14 protein-coding genes are annotated in these 25,048 nt (G+C 30.1%); 12 read left to right on the plus strand and 2 right to left on the minus strand.

Features of this window, described 5'->3' with window-relative positions; genetic code table 4:
- The first annotated feature begins 197 nt into the window (after positions 1 to 197).
- Positions 198 to 2,279, plus strand: coding sequence for a hypothetical protein (locus NPA10_RS03455; RefSeq protein WP_256547317.1), 2,082 nt, complete (start codon positions 198 to 200; stop codon positions 2,277 to 2,279).
- Positions 2,280 to 2,404: 125 nt separating this feature from the next.
- Here NPA10_RS03455 and NPA10_RS03460 read toward each other — a convergent pair whose 3' ends face one another.
- A complete protein-coding gene (locus NPA10_RS03460) occupies positions 2,405 to 2,845 on the minus strand; it encodes a hypothetical protein (RefSeq protein WP_256547318.1) in 441 nt (146 codons plus the stop codon).
- Positions 2,833 to 3,120, minus strand: coding sequence for a hypothetical protein (locus tag NPA10_RS03465; RefSeq protein ID WP_256547319.1), 288 nt, complete (start codon positions 3,118 to 3,120; stop codon positions 2,833 to 2,835). The genes NPA10_RS03460 and NPA10_RS03465 overlap by 13 nt, the downstream gene beginning before the upstream one ends.
- Before the next feature lie 804 nt (positions 3,121 to 3,924).
- Here NPA10_RS03465 and NPA10_RS03470 point away from each other — a divergent pair.
- The 11 genes from NPA10_RS03470 to NPA10_RS03520 all read left to right on the plus strand — a co-directional run bounded on the left by NPA10_RS03470 (position 3,925) and on the right by NPA10_RS03520 (position 24,995).
- Positions 3,925 to 5,457: an ATP-binding protein gene (locus NPA10_RS03470; protein ID WP_256547320.1), complete on the plus strand. Its 1,533-nt coding sequence runs from the start codon at positions 3,925 to 3,927 to the stop codon at positions 5,455 to 5,457.
- 22 nt (positions 5,458 to 5,479) lie between these two features.
- A complete protein-coding gene (locus NPA10_RS03475) occupies positions 5,480 to 5,794 on the plus strand; it encodes a hypothetical protein (RefSeq protein WP_256547321.1) in 315 nt (104 codons plus the stop codon).
- A 20-nt stretch (positions 5,795 to 5,814) separates the two neighbouring features.
- Positions 5,815 to 7,062: a DNA cytosine methyltransferase gene (locus NPA10_RS03480; RefSeq protein ID WP_256547322.1), complete on the plus strand. Its 1,248-nt coding sequence runs from the start codon at positions 5,815 to 5,817 to the stop codon at positions 7,060 to 7,062.
- A gap of 209 nt (positions 7,063 to 7,271) precedes the next feature.
- Positions 7,272 to 8,567, plus strand: a complete 1,296-nt coding sequence (locus NPA10_RS03485) for a hypothetical protein (RefSeq protein WP_256547323.1) — start codon at positions 7,272 to 7,274, stop codon at positions 8,565 to 8,567.
- Between the two features lie 70 nt (positions 8,568 to 8,637).
- Positions 8,638 to 10,776: a hypothetical protein gene (locus NPA10_RS03490; RefSeq protein ID WP_256547324.1), complete on the plus strand. Its 2,139-nt coding sequence runs from the start codon at positions 8,638 to 8,640 to the stop codon at positions 10,774 to 10,776.
- A gap of 218 nt (positions 10,777 to 10,994) precedes the next feature.
- Positions 10,995 to 13,109, plus strand: a complete 2,115-nt coding sequence (locus NPA10_RS03495; RefSeq protein WP_256547325.1) for a hypothetical protein — start codon at positions 10,995 to 10,997, stop codon at positions 13,107 to 13,109.
- 270 nt (positions 13,110 to 13,379) lie between these two features.
- Positions 13,380 to 15,509: a hypothetical protein gene (locus NPA10_RS03500; RefSeq protein WP_256547326.1), complete on the plus strand. Its 2,130-nt coding sequence runs from the start codon at positions 13,380 to 13,382 to the stop codon at positions 15,507 to 15,509.
- 267 nt (positions 15,510 to 15,776) lie between these two features.
- A complete protein-coding gene (locus tag NPA10_RS03505; RefSeq protein WP_256547327.1) occupies positions 15,777 to 17,927 on the plus strand; it encodes a hypothetical protein in 2,151 nt (716 codons plus the stop codon).
- A gap of 260 nt (positions 17,928 to 18,187) precedes the next feature.
- A complete protein-coding gene (locus NPA10_RS03510; protein WP_256547328.1) occupies positions 18,188 to 20,329 on the plus strand; it encodes a hypothetical protein in 2,142 nt (713 codons plus the stop codon).
- 273 nt (positions 20,330 to 20,602) lie between these two features.
- Positions 20,603 to 22,711, plus strand: a complete 2,109-nt coding sequence (locus NPA10_RS03515) for a hypothetical protein (RefSeq protein ID WP_256547329.1) — start codon at positions 20,603 to 20,605, stop codon at positions 22,709 to 22,711.
- Positions 22,712 to 22,922: 211 nt separating this feature from the next.
- Complete coding sequence (locus NPA10_RS03520) at positions 22,923 to 24,995, plus strand: hypothetical protein (RefSeq protein WP_256547330.1); 2,073 nt, start codon at positions 22,923 to 22,925, stop codon at positions 24,993 to 24,995.
- Positions 24,996 to 25,048: the final 53 nt, after the last annotated feature.

The following is a 25,048-nucleotide window of genomic DNA, read 5'->3' on the forward strand; positions in this document are numbered from 1 at the left end:
ATTAGCTTATATAAATAATAAAACCAACCAGAATTTTTCTGGTTGGTTTTATTATTTTTTCTAAAAATTATCCCCAAGCTTTTTCTACAATTACTTCCAAAAAAAAAAAAAAAAGCCCTTGACTAAAATGGAATCTGTTCAAGCTAAAAATGTTTGAACATAAAAATTATTTTTAGACAATTAAGGATCTTAACTCAATGAAAAAATTCAATTTATTCAAAAAGAATAAACTGTGATTAGCCAGTTTAGGAATTGCTACCACAAGTAGTTTAATTCTGGCAGCTTGTGCTAATCATGCTCAAAATGGTAATAATAATGCTGGTAATAACAATACCAATCAAACCAGTAATCCCGGAACTGAAACTCCAAAAGAACCGGTTGTTCCACCTATTCCTGTTGTACCAAAAATTGCAGTAGCAACCCAAACTCAAAAAGCTTTAGCTACAGATATTTTGGAACATTCAGGAGTTAAGAAAGTTTTAGAAAATTCTATCAATTCCTATAAAGATGCTGTTACTCACCAAATTGCAACTATCACTCAACTTGATGAACTAAATCAAACTAAAGTAACTAAATCAATTGCTGCACTTGGTAAAACTGAAGATGCTATGGCAAATGCAGCAACTTCATCTGTGGTTGCTTTAGTGAAAACTTTAAAAGATAATGTTGAAAAAGCAGAAATTAATAGTGTCCCTACTGCAGAAAAACAAACTTTTAAAGCTGCTTTAGATAGAGTAATTCATGATGCTGATGAATTATTAAAAACTTTAAAAGCTTTACCAGAAGCTAATGCACCTAAAAAATTAAGCGGATTAGAAAATAGTTTCAAAACTGCACTTGATGGTTTTACAACTGCAACTGTTGCTAATGCTGGAGTTAAATTAAAAGAATTATTAGATACTAAAGATAAATATCAAACAGAATTAAAAGTGGTAACTGAACGTTTAGTTAACGTTGAGCAAAAAGCATTTGTTTTAGATAGTTCTACCTCTATTTTAGAAAATTACATCAATACTAAAGTAGCAACATTTTTAACTGGTACAAATGGTCCAGGTCATAAAAGCACATTAGAACATCTAACAACTCGAGTTCGGACTGGTGTTTTAGGTAAACTGGGTGCTGATTTATGAACTGTTGGTAATATTAGTGAAGCAATCGCTGCTCAAAATCGTCCGGTTAATATTAAAGCAGCTGATAAAAGTGATCAGTTATATGCAATTGTAGTTGGTCTTGCTGAACAACAATTTGCATGAACCCAACTAAACAATACTTTAAAAGAATTAAGTTATAGTCAAAATTTATTATTAAAATCTGATGCTGCTGTAAATCTTTTAGCTTTACATGTTGAACAAAATACACCTGTTGATGTTGCTCGTTTAAATGCATATTTAGTCACTGATTCAGCTAATATCGCAAAATTATTAAGTGCTAAAAAAAGTGGTAGCTCTAGTATTTTAGAAACTTTTGAAAATATTGTTAATAGTATTAACAATTATGAAAAATATTTAGTAGTTACTGGTACCGACATTAATGCTAAAACTAAATTAGAAACTGATGTAGAAGATGTTGGTTCTGATACAACTAAAGCAGCTGCAGTTAATAAATTTAAAACTGCTGTAAAAAAATTAAAGAATAATTTTAATGCTTTTAAGACCGAATGAGATAAATCTGAATTAAGAACTTTATTAGTTCAAAAAGCAGCTAATAATAAAATCAGTTATCCATTGTTAACTCAGGCAATTGAATTAAATCAAGCCATTGGCGTTTCTAAAAATTATGGTGATGTGCTTCAAGTTGTTGGTTATGTTGAGTTATTAGCTAAGAAAATTAGTAAAATCACAACTGCTGTTGAAAATACTAATAGCATGAACAAATTATTTACAACCTTGCAAACAATTATCGCTGATATTGATGGTATTACTGATGGAACATTTGGTTATGCTTTAACTCAATTTGCAGGAATTACCTCTTCAACTAAACAAGCCAAAATTAAAGAAATTGCCGAAAAAACTGGTGATACTAAAGTGGGTTATGTTTACACTGATTTAGTAGATGGTAAAGCAAGAAACAATCAAACACCAGCTAATTTATCTTTTAAGCAGTTGAAAGCTGAATTAGAAAAATTACAAACTGGTGCTGGCAAATTATTAACTCCAATTACTGCATTATTAAATAGTCAATTGCGACCAAGTGAAACTAGTCAAAATGCAATTTTAACTAAACATTTAACAGATCTATTTAACAACGGTAATGTTTTGCCAGATACTGAAAATCACTAATTAAAATTCATTACTTTTATTTCCCTAAAAATTCAATAAATCATTAATTTTAATTAACTTATATCAAACAAAGCCAACCAGAGTTTTTCTGGTTGGCTTTGTTTGGGTTCAACTAAATAAAATACTTATTTTCAGTCAGATGCAACAATATTATTTTTAATAAATTCAATTTCAGATTCTGAATATTTCTCCAAATTTTTAATAATGATATCTTCGTTTATATCAATAATTTGATTTAAAAATTTCTCTTTACTTACGATTTCAGGATATCGTTTAACAGTTAATAAAAAACACAAATAACAAATTAATGCCCCTTGACGTTTTATTAAAATTTTTGGTTTAATGCTTTTAAAAATTTCTTGGTTCTCAATAATTTTTTGTGTCATTTCGGTTAAATCACACATTTTAGGAATTTTGGGGGAAGGAAATTTATCCTTGATTTCCATGACTTCTACTTTTTCATAAAGTAAATAATTTAAAACCTCTTCTTCCATTAGTTTCTGATAGGCTCAAAAAGTAATTCGTTTTAAATTTTTTGTGCCTGCTACTTCTTTTATTTCGCGCAATAAAAGTTTAAAAAATTTTTTCTATATTTTTTATCTATTGGAAAATTAGAAATCACATGCCGATAAAAATTGGTTTTCAGATTGCCAATTACAAAAGATATTGGAATTTGTTTTTTTGGTAACAATCATCTTAATTGTTTTTCTACACTATGATATATTCCTCAGTAATAAGGATTAGAAATACATTCAAAATCAATAAAAATATTTATTTTTTGTTGATTTTTAACCTTATCTGAGGGTATATTTTCAGAAATAACTGAAAGTTTTTTGTTCATAATTTCTAAACTTTATTTGTTCAAAATAAAATTTCAACATTAATGCATTATTCAATTTCAATGCATTGATTATATTTATTTATATTCCTGTTTTTAATAACTGTAAAAATCAGTATTAAACAAAATTCTTGTAAAAGCTTTTTAATATCAGCTTTTGTGAACAATCGATGATTATTCACAAAAATTTTTAGTTTAAATTATGTTTTTAAATAGTTTCACAATTCAAACCTAATCAATGGTTACATTATACTTTATTGTCTTCCAACTTTATTCTGATGATAATTATTTAATCACTGAAATTGAATGAAACGATTTTGACCTATGATATTCATGAATAAATATCAATTTCAATAAAAGTTTGAATATTATTTCATTTAATAATTTTTCAAAAAAGTATTCATCTATTTGCCATGATATGAAAAAATTTTTTGGCGCAATTTTAATAAATTTGTATGTTGAAAGTAATTAAAATTTTTGATTTTGACTGCAATTTATGGCTTGATTTAAGGATTTATTTATAAATCAAATTAGAAAGGATAATGCAAAGACTCCAAATATAAAGGTATAATTAGAACATAATTTTGAACAGACAAAATAGAATGCTAAAAATTGATTTTTAGCTTCTGATTTTTTAAAAATGTTTGAATCTTAAAGAGTCTATTTTTTTTATTAAAGTTGGAACAAATTTGAATTTTCCATTGTAGAATAATCAAATTTTTTTACAACTTTTTTTTTTTTTTTTTTGCTGTTGTATTTCTAATTGAAAAAATATATAGGAACTGATTTATTATCAGATAAACAAACATGAACAATGAAGGTTTTAAAATAGAATTTGATAAAAATACAATTGATCATTTAGGCATAAAACTTTACAGTTCATTTCTTCCAGTAATTGCTGAACTTATTTCTAATTCCTATGATGCTGATGCTGAAAATATTGTAATTAGTATTGATTACAACAATAAAATCGTGACTATCAAAGATAATGGAATTGGTATGAATCACGATGAACTAAATCGGAATTTTCTTGTCATTGGTAAAAATAGAAGATTAACTGAAAAAAATGGTCTTTCTCTAATCAAAAAAAGAAAAATTACTGGAAAAAAAGGCTTAGGTAAATTAGCTGTTTTTGGCGTAGCGAAAACTGTAGAAGTTATTTCGGTTAAAGAAGGAATTAAAAACGCTTTTATTATTAATTATGACGATCTAAAAGCTGAAATTAGTAATCATTATCGTCCTAAAATTATTTTTGAAAATCAATCTACAAATGAATCTTCTGGCACAACAATCATAATTAAAGAAATTAAACAAAATAGTATTATGAGTATTGAAGATTTGGCTAAAAGTCTTTCAAGAAGATTTACTTTTTATGATAATGATTTTGAAATAAAAATTCTTAATGAAAATAATAATGTAGAAATTTTAGTAAATAAATCACTTTATTTCGATAGTTTGGAAAAACAATTTGAGTGAAAATTTCCAGCAGATTTTTCAAATGAAATAATAAGTTCTGTTGAACTAAAAAGATTAAATGAACAAAAAGTAACTGGAAAAATCTATACAAAAAGAACACCTTTAATGAAAAAAGATAGTGGTTTTGTTTTGTATGTGAGAAATAAATTAGCTTCTGAAAATGTTTTTTTCAATGATCGAGCTAATGACAGATTTAATAGTTATGTAACAGGTTTTTTTAATATTGATTTTATTGATGATTCAAATGAAAACGATTACATTTCTACAACCAGACAATCTATTTTATGAGAAGAAAATGAAATCACACTTCAATTAAAAAATGATTTAAATAAATTAATTTCTAAAATTTCTGAATCATGAAGAAAAAATAGAAAAAAAGAAAAAGAGGATCAACTTAAATTAGATGATAGTTTTTTTAATGGTTTAAATCAGGCTGAAATTAATAGTATTAAAAAAGTTAAAGATACTCTCTTAAATAATTCTGCTGAAATTGATGATATAGAATCAATAAAAAGAGTTTTAGAGGGTGTGCGAAATGCGTTTAAATTTGAAAGTTTTCAAAAATACATTTATAACTTAAAAGATGAAGAAATTACTGTAGACACTATTGAAAAAATTACTTCTGATTGAGAATATATTGAAGCTAAAGAATTAGCACAAGTTGCTGTTGGACGTATAAGAGCAATTGAACAATTTGAAAAATTTGTACATGAAAATGCAAGCGAATCAAAAATCATTCAACCATTTCTAGAAAAATTTCCTTGAATATTAGATCCAAGAATTACAACATTTAAACGAGAAACAACATATCGTAAACTTTTAAAAGAAAACTTTCCAGAAAAAAAAATTAGAAGAAAAAAATAGAAGAATTGATTTTTTATGTAATTTGATAAATGATGAACTAATCATTATTGAACTTAAAAGGCCTCAAATAAAAATCGGATTAGAAGATATTCATCAAGCTTTAAGTTATTCAATCTTTATTAAAGAAAAAGTTAAATTATCTCAAAAAATAAAAACTTTTTTAATATCCGATCGTTATGATATGGAAGAAGTGGCTGAATCAATTGCTGAAGAGTTGAATAAATCAGAAAAATTATTCATCAGATCTTATTCCGACTTATTAAGAGATGCCAAAAAATTTAATGAAGAATTTATAAATAAATATGACGAAATCAAAAAATTTCATAATGATAAATAAAACAAAAATATAGGATAAACATGTTAAAAATCATTGATCTCTTTTCTGGAGCCAGTGGATTAACAGAAGGTTTTAGGTCGAAAAAAGATTTTAAATTTATTAGTCATATTGAAATGGATGAAAGTGCTTGTTCATCATTAAAACTTAGAAACATTTATTATTATTTAAAAGATAAAAATAAATTATCCCTATACTCTGATTATCTTCAAGGCAAAATTTCTAAAAGTCAACTTTATGCTGCTGTTCCAGCCAAAATTATTAGCGATATTTTGAATGCAGAAATCAATAAACAAACAATGCCTTCAATATTTGAATTTATTGATCAACGTTTAAAAAATCAAAATTTAGATGGCATAATTGGTGGTCCGCCTTGTCAAGCTTATTCAACTATTGGTAGACATGGTAATAAAGCCAAGAAATCAACTGATGAAAGAATTTATCTCTATAAACATTATTTAGTTTTTTTAAAGCGCTATAAACCAAAATTTTTTGTTTTTGAAAATGTTAAAGGCTTAATTTCTTTTAGAGATGTGAAAAATGATTTGTTATTTCCTCAAATTCTCAACGAATTCACTAAAGCAGGATATCAAGTTAACTATAAAATCATTAACGCTGAAGATTTTGGAGTTCCTCAAAAAAGAGAACGATTATTCATTATTGGACATCGCAAAGACTTGTTAGTTAATAAATCTTTTTTTGATTACTTAGATAAACACAAAGAAACTCCTCCTTTGTTAAAAGAATTATTTGCCGAGTTACCTAAAATTAAATCTGGTGAATCTGCAAAAGAATATGAAAATACTAAAACCAGTGCTGTAATTCAAAAATACATTCGTAATGGTACACAAGATGTTTTAACCCAACATGATGCTAGAATACAAAATAAAAATGATTTAGAAATTTATAAATTGGTTTTAAAAGCAAAACAAAAAGGCACTAATTTAAAGTACGATGGACTTCCCAAAAAATTACAAACCCATGCAAATCTAACATCTTTTTTGGATCGTTATAAAGCCCTTGATTATAATTCAATTAGTCATACTGTTGTTGCACATATTGCCAAAGATGGACATTATTATATTCACCCTGATTTAAAACAAAATCGATCCATTACTGTAAGAGAAGCAGCTAGAATCCAAGGTTTCCCGGATAATTTTTATTTTGAAAATTCTAGAACAGCAGAATTTAAACAAATTGGTAATGCCGTACCTCCAATTCTTTCCAAAAAAATTGCTACTTCAATTATTCAGTTTTTAAAAACAAAATAACTTAACTTTTTCAGCAGTCAAGAATTTTCTTGACTGTTTTTTTATTGTTTCAATTAAATTTAAATTTTTATCTAAAAAATTATCCCCATCATTTTGCCTTTATTCACGCCAAAAAAAAAAAAAAAAAGCCCTTGGCTAAAATTGGATTTGTTCAAACTAAAATGTTTGAATGTCAAAATTATTTTTAGACAATTAAGGATCTTAATTTAATGAAAAAATTCAATTTATTCAAGAATAATAAACTGTGATTAGCCAGTTTAGGAATTGCTACTACCAGTAGCTTAGTTCTAGCCGCATGTGCGAGTCAAAATACTAATAACAGCAGTAATAATACTGTTCACCCAGAAAATTCCAAACCAACCCCTGCGCCTGACTCTGGTACAATTCCCCAAACACCAGCAACTCCAGAAGTACCAAAATTACCAACTGCAACTGTAGAACAAAAATCTTTAGCAACAGCCATTTTAAATAATAGTGATGTGAAAGCAGTTTTACAAGAAACTGTAAATAAAACTAAAGAAAATATTTTGAATCAAATTAAAACAGTTACATTGCTTGATACACTAAATCAAGACACTGTAGCTCAATCCATTCAAGCTCTTGGCAAAACAGAAGATCCTATGGCTGGTTCAGCAACAGCATCAGTTGTTGCTTTAATCAAAACATTAGAAGATAACGTTACTAAAGCTGATAACAATAGTGTTCCAACTGCACAAAAAGATAAATTCAAAAAAACTCTAAAAAAAGTTATTAGTGATGCTGATGCGCTATTAAAAACTTTAAATGCTTTGCCCAAAAAAGATGATGCAACCAAATTAGCTGATTTAGAGAAAAAATTAGAAACTGCAGTTAATGAGTTTGTTAGTGTGAGTGCTGAAGCCGAATTAACAACTAAATTAGAAGCTTTACTTAATGCACATAAAAACTATCAAACAGAAGTAAAAGTAGTTACAGAACGATTGGTAAATGCTGAACAAAAAGCTTTCATTTTAGATAGTTCCACATCAGCTTTAGAAAAATACATTGGTTCTGAAGTGGCAACATTTTTAACCGGAACTGATGGCAAAAAACATACTGATACTTTAGCCCATTTAACTAATCAAGTTCGTACTGGTGTTTTAGGTACATTAGGTGCTGATTTATGAACTGTTGGTAATATTAGTGAAACTGTAGCCATGAATAATCGACCAACAAGCATTCAAAAAGATTCTAAAAGTGATCGGTTATATAAAATTGTAGTTTATCTTGCTGAACAGCAATTTTCATGAAATCAAATTAATTCTGAACTAAAGAATTTAACTTATCACCAAAGTTTATTATTAAAACTACCAAGTGCGCTAAATTTATTAGCTTTACATGCTGATGTTATTGTTCCGGTTGATGTGGCGCGGTTAAATGCTTATTTATTAAATAATGTTGTTCTAAAAAATTATCCCCATTCTTTTATTCAATCTGTGGTCAAAAAAAAAAAAAAAAAGCCCTTGGCTAAAATGGGTTCTGTTTAGAGTTTAAAAAACTTTAAACACTCTAAAAATAATTTTTAAGAAAACATAAAAATAGGTAATTTTTTAATTCATGAAGAAATTAAAATTCCTCCACAAAAATAAATTATGATTGGCTAGTTTAGGTTTAGCTACAACAGGAAGTTTAGTCCTTGCGGCTTGTGGAAATAATGTTCATCCTAACCAACCTAAATCTGATGACAAGAAATCAGATAATACCGGTTCAACAAAACCAAACACGGATGATTCATCTAAAAAAGATGAATCAGGTAATGAACCTAAACAAGAAGATACTAAATCTAAAGTCCCAATAGCTACAACCCAACAATTAGCAGCTACAAAAAGCTTATTGTCAAATTCTGAAATTAAAACCCATTTAACTGATGTAGTTAAACAAGCTTATGATTTAGTTAAACAAAATCTAACAGAAGTAACTGAAATTGGCGCTTTTAACCGTAGTAAAATCACTAGTTCAATTTATGCTTTAGATAAATCTAAAAAAACTTCTCCAGCAGCTGGTGATACAGATGTAAAAACTTTAGTGAATAAATTAAAAGCTGATGTTGAAGCAACTGATAGTAATGTACCTAGTGAAGAAAAAGCTAATTTTAATGCGGCATTAAAAGCAGTGACTGATCATGCCACTAGTTTATTAACTGCTTTAGAAGCACTGCCAGCTGATGATGCAACTAATGAATTAGCCGCTTTACAAAAATCATTAGAAGCAGCACTAGATAATTACAAAGAAGCAACAGCAACTGATGGACAAACTAAATTAACTGCTTTAGTAACTGCTAAAAATAACTATCAAACTAAACTAAGTGCGGTTAATTCTTTGTTGCTAACAGCAGAACGTAAAGCCTTTGCTTTAGATCGAGCAACTTCTGAACTGCAAAAATACATCAATACTAAAGTTGCTGCTTTTTTAACTGGCGCAAAACAAGGTCAACATACTAAAGATTTAAATGATTTAGTTGCTAAAGTACGCACCAATGTTTTGGGAACACCTGGTAAAGATTTATGATTAGAAGATGATGCACCAGCTGATATTGCAACCGATAACAAGAAAAAAGAAAGCACTCAACTTTATGCCATGGTTGCTAGTTTAGCGCACCAAATTGCCTCTTGAAATAGTCTGAATAACGCTTTTAAAGTATTTACTTACAATCAAGGTTTATTATCTGAATTACCAAGTGCTTTAAATGTTTTAGGTTTACACATTGATGTCAAAGCCCCATTAGATGTAGCGCGGTTAAATGCTTATTTAGTTGTTGACAAAGCTAATATTGTGAAACTACTAATTAAAGATGATGCTAATAGCATTAAAAAAACTTTAGAAAAAGTTAGTGCAGGAATTAAACACTACGAAGATGTTTTAGTAGCATCTGGTGATAAAAGCAATAATATGGCAAAATTAGTTAAAGATTTGACTGATTTAGAAGAAGCAGTAAAATCTGATACTGATAAAAAAAATAAAGTTGCTGCATTAAAAACTGCTGCTACAACATTAGTATCTCATTTTAGTAAATTCCAAGTTGAATGAAAAAAATTAGAAAGTTTTTTGGTAACTACAGAAAAAACTACTAAAGTTTATCCATTGTTACAAATTGCTGATAATTTAAATCAAGCGATTGCAGTTTCTGATAGTTATGGACAAGTTTTAGAAGTAATTAGTCAAGCTAAAAAATTAGAAACTGTTGTTGATGGCATTAACGATAACTTAATGATTAAAAAAGGAGCAGCTGCTACTACAGTTACTTCTACTTTAAAAACTTTAGTTGATGATATTAAAAGTACTACTAAAGGTTTTGGTAAAGCTTTAAATGATTACTTAAATGTAACAGGTTGACCAGAAACTGCTGTTACTGGCAGAAATGATGCAAATAATAAAGCAAAAGGTTTAGCAGAATCAATTGCTAAAAAAACAGGAACTACTTATTCTGGTTATTTATATAAAGAAGGAATTGTAAAACCAACAACTGCAGCAACAGGTAATAAACTTTCATTAGAAGAGTTACAAACTGAATTAGTTAAACTACAGCTTAATGATAATGCAGCTCAACCTACAAATAAAACTTTAGGTGATGTTAAAGATCTTTTAGTTAAACAATTAACTCCAAACAAAGATAGTCAAACTGCAGCGCTAAACAAACATTTACCAGAAATGTTTAATAACGGTGATGTGTTACCTGAAACTGAAAATCATATTTAATTAATTCAAAATTTTTAATCTGACAAATTACAAAACAGATCACAATTAATGTGATCTGTTTTTTTGTTGCTAAAAATTATCCCCATTTTTTTATTAGTTGTACCGCCAAAAAAAAAAAAAAGCCCTTGGCTAAAATGGGTTCTGTTTAGAGTTTGCAAAACTTTAAACACTCTAAAAATAATTTTTAAGAAAACATAAAATAGGTAATTTTTTTATTTATGAAGAAATTAAAATTCCTCCACAAAAATAAATTGTGATTGGCGAGTTTAGGTCTTGCTACAACTGGGATTTTAGTACTTGCCGCTTGTGGGAGTAATGTTCAACCTAACCAACCTAAATCTGATGCAGCTAAACCAAATACCGATGATTCATCTAAAAAAGATGAATCAAGTAATGAACCTAAACAAGAAGATACTAAACCTAAAGTTCCAACAGCCACAACTCAACAATTAGCTGTTACAAAAAGCTTATTGTCAAATGATGAAATCAAAACCCATTTAACCAATGTAGTTAAACAAGCTTATGATTTAATTAAGCAAAATCTTGAAGAAGTAACTGAAATTGGAGCTTTTAACCGAACTAAAGTAAATAATTCTATTTATGCTTTAGATAAAAATAAAAACACAGCCAAAAAAGACGGTGATACTGATGTTAAAGAGTTAGTTGAAAAACTTCAAACAAATCTAGCTGCTAGTGATAGTAATGTTCCTGAAAATGAAAAAGCTAATTTTAATGCCGCATTAAAAGAAGTGACTGATCATGCTGCAAGTTTATTAACTGCTTTAGAAGCGCTTCCAGCTGATAATGCCACTAATGAATTAACTGCTTTAAAAGATGCTTTTGTAAAAGTTCTTGATGAGTATAAAACAGCTAATGCAGCCGATGCACAAACAAAATTAACTGCATTAGTAACTGCTAAAAATAATTACCAAACTAAATTAAGCGCAGTTAATTCATTGTTGTTAACTGCAGAACGTAAAGCCTTTGCTTTAGATCGCGCAACTTCTGAATTAGAGAAATATATTAACACTAAAGTTGGTACATTTTTAACTGAAGGCAATAAAAGTAGTGAACATTCAACCAATTTAAATAATCTAATTACCAAAGTACGCACCAATGTTTTAGGAGCTCCAGGCAAAGATTTATGATTAGAAAATGATGCTCCAGCTGATATTGCAACAGATAAAAATAAAGCAACCAGCAGTCAACTATATGCTATGGTCGCGAGTTTAGCCCATCAAATTGCTTCTTGAAATAGTTTGAATAACACTTTCAAAGTATTTACTTACAATCAAGGATTACTGTCTGAATTACCAAGCGCTTTAAATGTCTTAGGTTTACATATTGATGTCAAAGCACCATTGGATGTTGCATGATTAAATGCTTACTTAGTTGTTGATAAAGCTAATATTGTGAAATTATTAAATGCTGGTGATGCTAATAGCATTAAAAAAGTTTTAGAAAAAATTAGTGTCGGTATTAGTCATTACGAAGAAGTTTTAGGCAAACCTGAAGGACAATCTAATGGAATGGCTAAGTTAGTAAAAGATTTAACTGATTTACATGCTGTTGCAACTGGTAATGGTAAAACTAAAGCTGCTGCTTTAAAAACTGAGGCTGAAACACTAGTAACTAATTTTGAAAAATTTAAAACTGAATGAAATAAATTAGAAGGATTTTTATTTACGGGAAAAGATGCTGCTAAAGTTTATCCGTTATTACAAATTGCTGATAATTTAAACCAAGCAATCGCTGTGTCTGATAGTTATGGTCAAGTTCTAGAAGTAGTGAGTCAAGCTAAAAAATTGGAAACCCTTGTTGACGGTATTAATAATAATTTAGTTGCTAAAGCAGGATCAGCTTCTACAGTTATCTCAACTTTAAAAACACTTGTAGATGATATTACAAATACCACAACTAAATTTGGAAAAGCATTAGCTGATTTTGCAAAGGAAACCACTTGAGGAACAACAGCTGTTACTGGTCGGTCTGAAACAAATACAGAACAATTAGCTTCTTCAATTGCACGTGAAAAAACTGAAAATAGTAAAAAAACCTATTCAGGTTATGTTTATCTTAACGGAATTGTTAAATCAAATCCAGCTGCAACAAATGCTAAATTTTCATTAGAAGACTTACAAACTGAATTGAAAAAACTAACTCTAAAAAATACTGCAACCCCTGCTGCAAATCAAACTTTAGGTAATGTAAAAGATCTTTTAGTTCAACAATTAAGACCAAATATTGATAGTCAAACTGCAGCATTAAATAAACATTTACCAGAAATGTTTAATAATGGTGATGTGCTACCTGAAACTGAAAATCATATTTAACTAATTAGAAATTTTTAATTAAAAAATTACAAAACAGATCACAAATTTGTGATCTGTTTTTTTATTGTAATTTAGCTAATTTATAAAATAGTCAGAATCAATTTTAATTTCTGATTAAAAAAATTATCCCCACTCTTTTATCCAATTTACAGCCAAAAAAAAAAAAAAAAAGCCCTTGGCTAAAATGAGTTCTGTTTAGAGTTGAAAAAACTTTAAACAATCTAAAAATAATTTTTAAGAAAACATAAAAATAGGTCATTTTTTTAATTCATGAAGAAATTAAAATTCCTCCACAAAAATAAATTGTGATTAGCTAGTTTAGGTTTAGCAACAACTGGAAGTTTAGTACTTGCGGCTTGTGGGAGCAATGTTCAACCTAACCCATCCAAATCTGATGACAAGAAATCAGATAATACTGATTCAGCAAAACCAAACACGGATGATTCCACTAAAAAAGATGAATCAGGTAGTGAAGCTAAAAAAGAAGAACAAACTCCTCAAATTCCAACAGCCACTGTTCAACAATTAGCTGCTACAAAAAGTTTATTATCAAATGCTGAAATCAAAACTCATTTAACTGATACTGTTAAACAAGCTTATGATTTAGTTAAACAAAATCTTGAGGAAGTGACTGAAATTGGTGCTTTCAATCGTGGTAAAGTAAACAATTCTATCTATGCTTTAGATAAATCTAAAAATCCTTCCAAAACTAATAGTGATACAGATGTAAAAGATTTAGTAGCTAAATTAGTAACTGATGTGACAGAGGCTGATAGTAATGTCCCTGAAAATGAAAAAGCTAATTTTAATGCCGCATTAAAAGAAGTGACTGATCATGCTACAAGCTTATTAACTGCTTTAGAAGCCCTTCCAGCTGATGATGCAACTAATGAATTAACAGCATTAAAAACTGCTTTTGAAAAAGCGCTTGATGATTATAAATCAGCCACTTCTGCTGATGCTCAAACTAAACTAACTGCACTAGTAACTGCTAAAAATAATTATCAAACTAAATTAAATGCGGTTAATTCATTATTATTAACTGCTGAACGCAAAGCATTTGCTTTAGATCGAGCAACTTCTGAATTATCCAAATACATTAACACAAAAGTTGCTGCTTTTTTGACAACAGGAAGTAAACATACTCAGCACACAACAAATCTAAATGCATTAGTTGCTAAAGTCCGTAATGATGTTTTAGGCACTCCTGGCAAAGATTTATGGTTAGAAAACGATGCACCAGCAAATATTGCTACTGATGCAAATAAAGCAACCAGTACCCAACTTTATGCCATGGTTGCTAGTTTAGCGCACCAAATTGCTTCTTGAAATAGTTTGAATAACACTTTCAAAGTATTCACTTATAATCAAGGCTTATTATCTGAATTGCCAAGTGCTTTAAATTTATTAGGTTTACACATTGATGTCAAAGTCCCATTGGATGTGGCACGATTAAATGCTTACTTAGTTGTTGATAAAGCTAATATTGTGAAATTATTAAATAATGGTGGTGCTAATAGCATTAAAAAAGTTTTAGAAAAAGTTAGTGTTGGAATTGGTCATTACGAAGGAGTTTTAGGCAAACCTAATGCTCAGACAGCTGCAAAATTAGTTAAGGATTTAACTGATTTAAACACTGCTGCAACCGGCACTGGTAAAACTAAAGCTGGTGCTTTAAAAACTGAGGCTGAAACACTAGTAACTAATTTTGAAAAATTTAAGACTGAATGAAATAAATTAGAAGGATTTTTATTTACCGGAAAAGATACTGCTAAAGTCTATCCATTATTACAAATTGCTGATAATTTAAATCAAGCAATTGCTGTTTCTGATAGCTATGGTCAAGTATTAGAAGTTGTAAGTCAAGCTAAAAAATTAGAAACCGTTGTTGATGGTATTAATGATAATTTAATTACTAATACTGGTCAAAATCCCGCTGCAACAGTTGCATCAACTTTAAAAACACTTGTGGACGATATTACAAATACTACTGCTAAATTTGGTAAAGCATTAACTGAATTTCTTGCTGTAACAGATTGATCAAATGATATTGATGTAACTGGTAGAACAGGCGCAACTGCAAAAGTAAAAGGCTTGGCTGAATCTATTGCTAAAAAAACTGGCAGTAATTATTCAGGTTATATTTATGCTGATGGCATTGTTAAATCCACTTTAAATAATGCAAAATTTTCTCTTGAAGACTTACAAACTGAATTAAAAAAACTAAATCTAAAAAATAATGCAACCCCTGCAGCTAACCAAGTTTTAGGTAATGTGAAAGACCTTTTAATTCAACAACTAAGCCCAAATATTGACAGTCAAACTGCAGCCTTAAATAAACATTTGCCTGAAATGTTTAATAATGGTGATGTGTTACCTGAAACTGAAAATCATATTTAATAATTCAAAAAAATCAAGCAAAATAAATGTAAAACAGATCACAAATTTGTGATCTGTTTTTTTGTTGCGATTTAATATTTTTACAAAGAAAACTAGTTTGATTTTCATTTCTGATTAAAAAATTATCCCCACTCTTTTATTCAACTTGGAGCCAAAAAAAAAAAAAAAAGCCCTTGGCTAAAATGAGTTCTGTTTAGAGTTGGAAAAACTTTAAACAATCTAAAAATAATTTTTAAGAAAACATAAAAATAGGTCATTTTTTAATTCATGAAGAAATTAAAATTTCTATACAAAAATAAATTGTGGTTGGCAAGTCTAGGTTTAGCCACAACCGGAAGTTTAGTGCTTGCGGCTTGTGGTAGCAATGTTCAACCTAACCAATCCAAATCTGATGACAAGAAATCAGATAAATCTGATTCAACAAAACCAAATACGGATGATTCCACTAAAAAAGATGAGTCAAATTCAGAATCTAAAAAAGAAGATGCTAAACCTAAAGTTCCAACTGCAACAACTGAACAATTAGCAATTACAAAAAGCTTACTATCTAATGCTGAAATTAAAACTTATTTAACTGATACAGTTAAACAAGCTTATGATTTGATTAAAGAAAACCTAAAAGAAGTAACTGAAATTGGTGCTTTTAACCGTAGTAAAATCACTAATTCCATTTATGCTTTAGATAAATCTAAAAAAACTTCTCCAACAGCTAGTGATACAGATATAAAAACTTTAGTGGACAAATTAAAACAAGATGTTGCAGCAACTGATAGTAATGTGCCTGATGACGAAAAAACTAATTTTAATGCAGCACTAGAATTTGTAACAATCCATGCAGCCGCTTTATTAACTGCTTTAGAAGCCCTTCCAGCGGATGATGCAACTAATGAATTAACAGCATTAAAAACTGCTTTTGAAAAAGCCCTTGATGATTATAAATCAGCCACTTCTGCTGATGCCCAAACCAAACTAACTGCACTAGTAACTGCTAAAAATAATTACCAAACTAAATTAAGTGCAGTCAATTCATTATTGCTAACAGCAGAGCGCAAAGCATTCGCTTTAGATCGAGCAACTTCTGAATTAGCAAAATACATTAATACTAAAGTTGGCACCTTTTTAACTGCAGGAACTAAAAAAGATCAACACACAACCAATTTAAATAATTTAGTTGCTAAAGTGCGCACTGATGTTTTAGGAACTCCTGGCAAAGATTTATGACTAGAAAATGATGCACCAGCAGATATTGCTACTGATGCAAATAAAGCAACTAGTACCCAACTTTATGCCATGGTGGCTAGTTTGGCACACCAAATTGCTTCTTGGAATAATTTAAATAACACTTTCAAAGTATTTACCTACAATCAAGGCTTATTATCTGAATTACCAAGTGCCTTAAATCTATTAGGATTGCATGTTGATGTCAAAGCACCATTGGATGTGGCACGATTAAATGCTTACTTAGTTGTTGATAAAGCTAATATTGTGAAATTATTAAATGATGGTGGTGATAATAGTATTAAAAAAGTTTTAGAAAAAATTAGTGTCGGTATTAGTCATTACGAAGAAGTTTTAGGCAAACCTGAAGGACAATCTAATGGAATGGCTAAGTTAGTAAAAGATTTGACTGATTTAGAAAAAGCAGTTAATAGTGACACTGCTAAAAAAGGTAAAGTTACACCATTAAAAACTGCAGCTGAAGCATTAGTAGCTAATTTTGCTAAGTTCCAAACTGAATGAAAGAAATTAGAGAATTTTCTATTCACTGACAAAGATGCAACTAAAGTTTATCCGTTATTGCAAAATGCTAATAATTTAAATCAAGCAATTGCGGTTTCTGATAGTTATGGTCAAGTGTTAGAAGTTGTAAGTCAAGCTAAAAAATTAGAAACCGTTGTTGATGGGATTAATAATAATTTAGTTGCTAAAACAGGATCAGCACCTGATACTGTTGCTTCAACTTTAAAAGCTCTTGTAGATGATATTACAAATACTACTGCTGCTGCTAAATTTGGTCATGCCTTAACTCAATTTCTTACTGTAACTGGTTGAGCAACAACAAATGTTAGTGATCGAACTCCAAACATAACAGTTCAAAAACTAGCTGAATCAATCGCTAAAACTTCTGTAACTGGTTCTACTACAACTTATTCTGGTTATATTTATGCTAATGGTATTGTTAAATCTACATTAACTGAGGCTAAATTATCCCTTCAAGATTTACAGACTGAATTAGCTAAATTAAAACTGAAAGATAGTGCAGCTAAACCAGCTAACCAGACTTTAGGTAATGTGAAAGATCTTTTAGTACAGCAGTTAAGTCCAAATATTGACAGTCAAACTGCAGCATTAAATAAACATTTACCCGAAATGTTTAATAATGGTGATGTACTACCTGAAACTGAAACTCATTTTTAATTAATTAAAAATTTTATTCCTAACAAATTACAAAACAGATCACAATTATGTGATCTGTTTTTTATTTTTGTAGGATTGTAATTATGATTGACCATCAGTTTTTCACATCTTGAAAATTATCCCCATGTTTTTATTTTTACTTTTGCCAAAAAAAAAAAAAAAAGCCCTTGGTTAAAATCATTGCTGTTTAAAGTCCTTAATTTCTTTAAACGCTCTAAAAATAATTTTTAAGAAAATATAAAATAGGTAATTTTTAATTCATGAAGAAATTAAAATTTCTGCAAAAAAATAAATTATGGTTAACCAGTCTTGGTCTTGTCACCACAAGCAGTTTAGTATTAGCTGCATGTGCAAACAATACCAACACTCCTCCAGCCAATAATTCTGGTCAAAATTCTAATAACCAAAACAATAATTCTGGCACAGACAGTGGCACCACCAATACCACACCCACTCCTGAACCAAATCCTTCTAAAGTTCCTGTTGCAACTGAAGCCCAGTTAGCAGCAGCTAAAACTCTATTACAACAAAACACCATCAAAACTGTTTTAGCTAATAACAAAAATAATGCTATTGACCAAATTAAAGCCTATTTGTTAACTATAAACGAAGTAGGAACATTTAGCCAAGAAACTGTTGCTGCTTCTAAAACAGCACTAAGTTCTGACGATGATGCTGCGGTGACTGATATTACTGATGCAAATGCAAAAGCGGCTTCATTATTAGGTTTAGTTAAGACTTTAGAAGCACAATTAAAATTGTCAGAAAATAACACAGCAATTGTACCTGCTAATAAAAAGGATCAATTTACTCAAGCGATTAATAGTGTGAAAACAATTGCAACTACACTGCTAAATAAATTAAACGAATTGCCAGCTACTGTTACTGCTGATAATAATGTTTTAAATTCAGCTAAAACTGCATTCGAAACTGCTTTAGATAGTTATGTTAACCCAACTACAGCTGAAACATTAAATCCAACTTGAACAGCTTTAAAAAAAGCCCATGATGATTATCAAGCTAAAGTTAATGAAGTAACACCCAAATTAATCGATGCGCAAAAAAGTGCATTTGATTTAGACCAAGCAACTTCAGAATTAGACACTTTCATTAACACTGATGTAGGGGCATTTTTGACTGATACAACTAATGGTGGTAAAAATACCATTGTTTTAAATACCTTAGTTACTAAAGTTCGCACAAATATTTTAGGTAATCCTGGATATGATTTATGGGCTAAAGATGATGCTCCAGTTGGCATTAGTGTTGATGAAACTAAAAAAAGTAGTCAACTTTATGCGATTGTAGTCGGATTAGCAAACCAAACTGCAGCATGAAACCAAATAAATGACAAAATAAAAACTTTAACATTCAATCAAAATTTACTACTTGAAAATAAAGAAGCAGTTAATGTGTTTGCTTTACATTTAGCAATTCCAGTTCCAGTTGATGTAGCGCGTTTGAATGCTTATCTAACTTTAGATCAATCAAATGTGCAAAAAATTTTACACGCAACAACTGGTGATAATATTGCCACAGTTTTAGAAACAATTGCTCATGGTGTCGATTATTTCAATACACTTTTAGCTGATAGTGGTGATGACACTTTAGTGAAAAAATTAACTGATTTAGAAAATGCAGTAACTGATAATGGTCGCAAAGCAAAAGTAACTGCTTTAAAAACAGCAGCTGAAGGGTTGGTAACTAAATTCACAGCATTCAAAAAAGAATGAGATAAGTTACAACCTGCTTTATGAATTAAAAAAGACACAACTATTACTTATCCTTTATTAGATGGTGCTGTTAATTTAAATCAATTGATTGGCTTAGCAAATCATTATGGTGATGTTTTACAAGTTGTTGGCCAAGCCCAAAGTTTAAAAGCATTAGCAAAACAAATTACAACTGCTGTAAACCCAATTCCAAGTGAAGCTAACAAGGCTGAAAAAGAAGCACCTTTATTACATGCTTTACAAGCCATTATTACTGACATTAAAGCAAGTACAGATACAACTTTTGGCAAAGCTTTAGCAGATTTTGCCAAAGAATCTAGTTGAACAACTGGTAATAATAAAACTAATGCTGAAGCATTAGCAAATGAAAAAACTGATGGTTCAACAACTTATGAGGGAATTATTTATACCACTTTAGTGAATGGTGCAGCAGCCGTTGCTAAAAACGGTGATACCCCTGCCAAACCAAAAGTACTTTCATTTGAACAACTAAAAACTGAATTAGAAAAACTTCAAAATGTTTCAAATAAAAAATTGAATGATTTAATTAATTTGTTAAACAAACAATTACAACCAAGTGATGGTAGTCAAACTACCCGATTAAACAATCATTTAGCCGCAATGTTTAACAATGGTGATGTTTTAGCTGAATCAGAAGTGCATAATTAATTAAAAGTCTTTTATCAATTAAAAAATATTTCAATCAATCAAAAACAGATCACAATTGTGTGATCTGTTTTTTTGTTTTTGTAGGATTGTAATCATGATTAGTAACCAGTTTTGAACATCTTAAAAATTATCCCCATGTTTTTATTTTTACTTTTACCCAAAAAAAAAAAAAAAAAGCCCTTGATTAAAATCATTGCTGTTTAAAGTCCTTAATTTCTTTAAACGCTCTAAAAATAATTTTTAAGAAAATATAAAATAGGTGATTTTTAATTCATGAAGAAATTAAAATTTCTACAAAAAAATAAATTGTGGTTAACCAGTCTTGGTCTTGCTACCACAAGCAGTTTAGTATTGGCTGCATGTGCAAGCAATACCAACACTCCTCCAGTCAATAATTCTGGTCAAAATTCCAATAACCAAAACAATAATTCTGGCACAGACAGTAGCACCATCAATACCACACCAACTCCTGAATCAAATACTCCCAAAGTTCCTGTTGCAACTGAAGCCCAGTTAGCAGCTGCTAAAACTTTATTACAACAAGACACCATCAAAACTGTTTTAGCTAATAACAAAAATAATGCTGTTAACCAAATTAAAGCTCATTTATTAACTATAAATGAAGTGGGCACATTTAGTCAAGAAACTGTTGCTGCTTCTAAAACATCACTAAGTTCTGGCGATAATGCTGCTGTAACTGATATCACTGAAGAAAAAGCTAAAGCAGCATCAGTATTAGCACTAGTTAATACTTTAGAAGCCCAATTAAAAGCTGTTGAAAATAACACAGCAATTATACCAGCTGCTAAAAAAGAACAGTTCACTCAAACTGTTACTAATGTTAAAAACACCGCAACTACTTTACTAAATAAACTAAACAAATTACCAGCCGCTGTTACTACTGATAATAATCTTTTAAATACAACTAAAACTGCAATCGAAACTGCATTAGATAATTATGTTAAAGCAACTACAGTCCAAACATTAAATCCAACTTGAACAGCTTTGAAAAAAGCTCATGAAGAATACCGAGTTAAAGTTAATGAAGTAACGCCCAAATTAATTGATGTGCAAAAAAGTGGATTTGATTTAGATCAAGCAACATCTGAATTAGAAACCTTCATTAATACTGATGTGGGCGCATTTTTATCAGATGCAACTAATGGTAGTAAAAATACAACTGTTTTAAATAACTTAGTTGCTAAAGTCCGAACCAGTGTTTTAGGAGCACCAGGTTATGATTTATGAGTAGTGGGTGATGCGCCTAAAGGAATTGAAACTGGTGATGGCAAAAAACCAAGTACTCAACTGTATGCGATTGTCGTTGGATTAGCCAATCAAACTGCGGCTTGAAACAGTTTAAATGATGCTGTTAAAGTATTAACTTTTAATCACAGTTTATCATTACAAACTCCTGAAGCAGTGAATGTTTTCGCCTTACACTTACAAGTTTCAGTGCCGGTTGATGTAGCGCGGTTAAATGCTTATTTAACTGTGAATGAATCTAATATTGTAAAAATTTTAAACCCAACAACTGGAAGTATAAAAAGCATTTTAGATAATTTACGTCAAGGAGTTAGTCACTTTGATCAGTTTTTAGTTGCGGGCTCTGAAACTGGTGCTCAAGCTAAATTAGTTAAAGATTTGACAGAATTAGAAACTGCATTAAGTGGTGATAGTAAAGCTACTCTTAAACAAAAAGTAACTCCACTAAAAACTGCAGCAGCAACATTAGTTGAGAATTTTGGTAAATTCAAAGAACAATGAACTAAATTTAGTGCGCTGTTATGAACTGGTAATACAAGCCAAGAAACTTATCCAATTCTCATTGAAGCAGCTGCATTAAACCAAGCAATTGGATTAGCTAATGGTTATAGTGATGTTTTAGAAGTTGTTGGTCAAGCCCAAACTTTGCAAACTCGTATTCAAACAATTACTACAAGTGTAAAAGATGATACTGCTCCGTTATTAGCAACTTTAAAAGTATTGATTGATGCAGTTGCTGATAGTGGTAGTTTTGGTACAGCACTAAAAACTTTTGTTGCTGAAACAACATGAGATACTGACACAAAAACTAAAGCTGAAGCAATTGCTAAAACAGCATCACCTAATAATTCTGGTTATGTTTACACTGATTTAATCAATGGAACTGCTGCTACAACTGGGGAAAATCCAACACCAGCTAAACTTTCATTTAGTCAATTAAAAACTGAACTTGAAAAATTACAAGGTAGTTCTGATAAAATTTTAGGTCAAGTTCTTGCTTTATTAAACCAACAATTAAAACCAAGTGATGGCAGTCAAACAACCCGATTAAATAACCATTTAGCCGCAATGTTTAACAATGGCGATGTTTTAGCTAAATCAGAAGTTCATAATTAATTTAAAATATTTTCATTCATCAAGAAATACTTTAATCAATCAAAAACAGATCACAACCAATGTGATCTGTTTTTTTGTTGCTAAAAAATTATCCCCATGTTTTTATTAGCTGTGCCGCCAAAAAAAACCTTGGTTAAAATTGATCCTGTTCCAGCTCAAAAAGAGTAGAACATATAAATTATTTTTAGAGAAATAAGGACTTTTGTCATAAATGAAAAAATTCAATTTATTCAAAAAGAATAAACTGTGATTGGCCAGTTTAGGGATTGCAACTACAAGTAGTTTAGTACTTGCAGCTTGTGCTAATCAAACTCAAAACACTGGCGGAACAAGTTCTGGTAACACTAGTGGTTCAACTAATACCCCAGGTACTGGTGGTGGTGATTCCAACCAACAACCAGTTAAGCCAGCTCCAGCACCAGAAGTGAAAAAACCAACAGAACAACAATTAAAATTAGCTAATGTTGTACTAGACAATGCTGAAGTAAAAACAGCCTGAAAAGCCTCAATTGTTGCTGATCAAAAAGTGATTACAGATTTATTAACTAAAGTAACTGCAATTGATGATTTAAATAAAACAACTGTAGAACAATCAATTACAAATTTAGGAACTGCAGCTAATGCAGCTGCTAATGAAGCAACTTCATCTGTGTTTGCTTTAATCAAGAGTTTAGAAGATGGCGTTGCTAAAGCTAATACAACTTTAGTTCCTGAAGCTGAAAAAACTCCATTCACTGATGCAATTGTTCAAGTCAAAAATAGTGCAACCGCATTATTAACCAGTTTGCAAGCTTTACCTGAAGCAAATGCAACTAAACAACTAAAAGATTTGCAAGATAAATTTACTGAAGCGTTAACTGCGTTTGTCACAAACCAAACTCAAGCTAATGTAGCAACTACACTAGCCGCATTACGTACTGCTAAAAATGCTTATGAAGCTGAAGTACAAAAAGTTGCTCAAAAATTAGTAGAAGCTGAACAAGCTGGATTTGTTTTAGATAGTGCCACTTCTGCACTATCTAATTATGCAAATACCAAATTAGCAACTTTTTTAAGTTCAGAAAGTAATAAATATTCAACTACGCTAAACAACTTGGTAACTCGAGTACGGACTGGTGTATTGGGTACTTTAGGTGCTGATTTATGAACTGCTGGTAATGTTGATGCAACTGTGGCCACAAAAAACCGTCCAAGTGGGATTGAAGATGGTGCAGTAAGTAGCCAATTATACAAAATTGTAGTTGGTTTAGCCAATCAAAACGCATCATGAAAAACCATTTCTAACACTTTGAAAAAATTAACCTTTAAACAAAGTGCAATCACGAAAGCTGAAAACGCTGTTGATTTATTAGCTTTCCATGTGGAAAATAGTGTGCCGGTTGATGTAGCCCGTTTAAATGCTTATTTAGTAACTAACAATGCTAATGTTGTGAAATTGTTAGATGTTAGTTCCAATAGTGTTAAAAATAGCTTAGAAGATATTGTTAATAGTATCAGTACTTACCAAACCTATTTAGTTGCCCCTGCAAATAGGACTGCAAAATTAGTTTCTGATTTGACATCTTTAAGTACTGATGTAAGCAGCGAATCAGACAAAACAGCTGATAAAACTAAAATTGATAACTTCAAAACCGAAGTTGAAAAAGTAGTAACTAGTTTCACTAAATTTAATCAAGAATGAGCTAAAGTCAGTGCGGCATTTACAACCAAAACTGGAGATGTCGTTACTTATCCGTTACTAAACCAAGCTGATCAATTGAACCAGTTAATTGGAGTTTCTAAAAATTATGCCGATGTAGTGCAAGTAGTTGCTAAAGTTAAAACTTTAGATACTTTGATTACGCAAATTGATACTGCAGTTAAAACTACTGCAACAAAATCTGCATTAATGACAGCATTAGAAGAATTAATTGAAACAGTTAAAAATGATAGTGCTTTTAGAACTAATTTAACCTCTTTTGCTGCGATTACTGGTTTAAACCAAACTAACCAAGCTGCTTTAGATGCAATTGCTAAAGCAAGTACTGGATATTTACACACTTCAGGATTAAGCCAAACAACTAAAGCCCGATCCGGATCAACACCTGCTAATTTTTCTTTTGCTGATTTAAAAACTGAGTTAGAAAAATTACAAAATGCTGATGGTAAACAGTTAAAAACTGTGTTTGATTTATTAAACAATCAACTACAACCAAACCAAGGTAGTCAAACTTTTGATCTAACTGCGCATTTAGCTACTTTGTTTAACAACGGTGATGTCCAACCGGACACTGAAAATCATTAATCTAAAACTTTTTTAAATTAATGATTTCTAACTAAAAATTCCAACCAATCAAA

The organism is Mycoplasmoides fastidiosum (genome assembly GCF_024498275.1).
Taxonomy (GTDB): Bacteria; Bacillota_I; Bacilli_A; order Mycoplasmatales; family Mycoplasmoidaceae; genus Mycoplasma_N; species Mycoplasma_N fastidiosum.